Origin of the sequence: Ruminococcus sp. CAG:379 (genome assembly GCF_000434255.1) — a bacterium.
GTDB classification, from domain to species: Bacteria; Bacillota; Clostridia; order Oscillospirales; family Ruminococcaceae; genus Ruminococcus_F; species Ruminococcus_F champanellensis.
Map to the genome: position 1 here is coordinate 603 of NZ_FR894914.1, position 3,251 is coordinate 3,853.

Annotated in this window: 1 protein-coding gene; it reads right to left on the minus strand. The window is 58.2% G+C overall.

Annotated features, from left to right (window positions below; genetic code table 11):
• Positions 1-3,251: DUF4011 domain-containing protein (locus QVO51_RS08815; protein ID WP_288168045.1), on the minus strand; the 3,251-nt coding region annotated here is incomplete at both ends.

Genomic DNA, 3,251 nt, shown 5'->3' on the forward strand with positions numbered 1-3,251 from the left:
CCTGCGCCCGCAGAGGTGGCAGGAATCTTTGCAGACAGCCGTGCCGCCAGTTCCTGAACCGTCAGCTCCTGGAACTGTTCCGCCGTCTCCCGATACCGATTCACTGTGTCCTCAAACTGCTCCCCCTGGAAGCCGGACAAAGCCGGGGCACTGCGGAAGGCAGCAGAGATCACCGCCCTGCATACCCCCTGCCGGAACCCGGACAAAAGCTGTTCCTCCGTGACCTGTCCGGCTGTATAAGCATCCACTGTCTGCTGCAAACCCATCTGCTCCAGTGCATCCAGACTGTTTTCCAGCAGTACCCGGGATTTCAGATTGTCAATATCCCCAACCCAGCCGATTGCCTGCTGTTCCAGGGTCACAAACCAGTTCTCGGCTGCATCCAGCACAGCCCGATCCACAGGCATCCGGGACAGGGTTTCCTCCATCTCACGCCGGGCATTCTCTGCTGCCGGCAGCTGTGCTGCAATCCGGCTTCTGAACTGTGCATCCCGGAACAGCTGCTCTGTCAGACGGCATGCCGGTTCCCGGTATGCGCCTGCCTGCGCCAGGCATTCCCGCAGAGCCATAGAATCCGTCCATGCCTGCTGCAAGGCGGCAAAATCCGTCTGTTCTCCCAGCCACAGGCTTCCGAACCGACTGGTCAGCGCTGCCGGAGCGGCAGACAGCTGTTCCCGGCGCTGCCTGCATTCGGACAACCGGCGGTACTGCTCCGCAATGGTTTCCTTGGTGATCTGGTCTGGCTGTTTGGCATATGCCGCCAGAGTCTTGACCTGTTTGTTGGAGCCGATGAGTCGGGGCAGGAACCATTTTTGCTGGGTCTGGTTCCACCGGAGCAATGCGGTATCGCTGTCAAAGCTCTGCACACTGGGCTCATACTCCGCTGCGATCTCCCGACTCAAGGCAGTGTATGCGGAACCATTTTCCAACAGGGCCTCTGTCTGACCACGGGTTTGCTCCAGCTCCGCATCAAACACCAGCGTCTCCAGTCCACAGCTTCGCTCCAGAACGGTTTTCAGCAACTGCAGCATATAACGGCTGCCGGCTGCATCCAGAGGCAAGCCCTCCCCCAGTGCTGTATAGATCCGACCGCTCTCCCGTGCCTGTGCTGCAAGAGTACCTGCATTCTCCAGAAACTGCTGCCGTAGTTCCGGGGTATACTCCCGCATCCGGCAGTGCTGCAAGGGACTGTTCCGGTATCCCCCCAGTGCCTGGCCTGCAACGGCGGTTTTGCGCACGGCATCCGTCCAGGCGGTGTACTGCTCCGGATCCGCAGCTTCTACAAAGTCGGGATCCATTGGGATCTCCACTGAACAATCCTCCTGCATGAGCAGGGCATCGTATACGGACATGCCCACCGGACGCTTCCGGTACAGCTCCTCCATCACGCCATTCAGCTCCTGCCGCAGGTTGTGCAGCCGAGTAGCCTCCCGGTCGTAATCCTCCGGTGCCTTGATACGCCCCACCTCCAGGGTATGCGCCAGCTGATTGAGCACCGCCTTTTTCTGCGCCTTGTTGGAGTGAAGCTCCAGGCAGAAGGGGTCTAGCCCAATGGCTGCCAGTCGCTTCTGCACCACGGACAGAGCTGCCATTTTCTCCGCCACGAACAGCACAGATCTGCCGTTGTACAGAGCGTTGGCGATCATATTGGTGATGGTCTGGGACTTGCCCGTTCCGGGCGGGCCGTGCAACACAAAGCTCTGCCCCCGAGATGCGTCATAGATCGCCGCCAGCTGGGAGGAATCCGCACTGGTGGGCACCGCCATGTCACAGGGGGACACCTGCGCATCCAACTGGGCAGGCGTCATGGACAGCTGCTCCGGTTCCCAGGCAAGGCTGCCGGAAACCAGACTGGATACCACCTTGCTTTGTTCCAGATCCGCTGACCGACTGCGAATATCGTTCCACATAATAAACTGACTGAAGGAGAACTGTCCCAAAAATGCCACTTCTTCAATATCCCAGTGTTTTTTAGACATGACGCCTTGCCGGACGGTCTGATACACCAAAGGCAAATTCACGCCGCTTTCATCCTCCGGCAAAGGGTTAAGCCCATTGATCCGGATGCCGAAATCCTGCCGCAGCATTTCCAGCAGCGTCACGTTCATCTGGGTTTCCTCATCCCGGATCCGAATAGAGTAGGAGCGATCCTGAATCTTCCGAACCAGATCCACCGGTACCAGCACCAGTGGCGCATACCTGGGGCGCTCGCTTTGATCCGTTTCAAACCACCGCAGAAACCCAAGAGCCAAATACAGGGTATTGGCGCCGTTTTCCTCCAGACTCACCTTTGACTGTCGGTGCAGCTTTTTGAGGATCCGTTCCAGGTCGGCAGCATCCATAAAAGTGCGCAGCCGCTTGTTTTTGAATTCGGATTCCGCAATGGTGGTGATCAGATCCCGTTCGTTTTCGATCTCGAAGATCCGGCTGTCAGACAGGGTCAGGGTAAAATCATTGGGGGCAGGCATGATTTTGAAGTCCTCGCCCCGGGACACCTCATCCTCCAACTTGCTGAGATCCGCCGTCATCAGCTGAATGCTGGAGGCGGTGGGTCGGAAGTTCAAAAGACTGTTCCGCAGGCTCAGATCCAACAGCTTCCGCTCCCAGATGGTCTTTCGGGTTATGGTCTGCTCCTGGGAGGCAGCATTGTGCAGTGCCAGGTCGATCTGCTTGGGAGCAGCGGTTATGTCCGATTCCGTCCGGATGCCGTAATCCACGGAGGCAAAGGTACCGTCCTGACTGATCCGGGTGGGAATGGGACGGATGCCGCTGCCCCGGCACCGGCTCACGTCAATGGCACACTGGAACGCCGCTGGATCCTCCAGATGCTCTGCCGCATGCTTGCCTGCATGATCAAAGTCCACGGATCTGCCTGCAATCCAATCCGTACACTCCACCAGGTACAGCTGGTCAATGCCGGATGCCATGCGCTTGGTCAGCGCAGAGATGTCATCCTCCACACACTCTGCAAAGGTTTCCTCCTCCAGCCACACCCCGACAAAGGCATGCCCCTTGACGAACACCAACAGTCCATTCAGTCCTACAGCCTCCAGACATGCTGCATACAGCACCGCCAGATCTAGACAGGTGCCGCATTTCTGCTCCAGCACCGCATGGGGCAACCGCACCCGCTGTCCCATGGTTTCATAGCTTGCCGGAGGCATATGATACGCAATGTTCTCCGCCTGCAATGCCGCATAGATAGCTGCCGCCTGCGTTTTGACGATGTTGGGATTCCGGCTTTGGTAGCC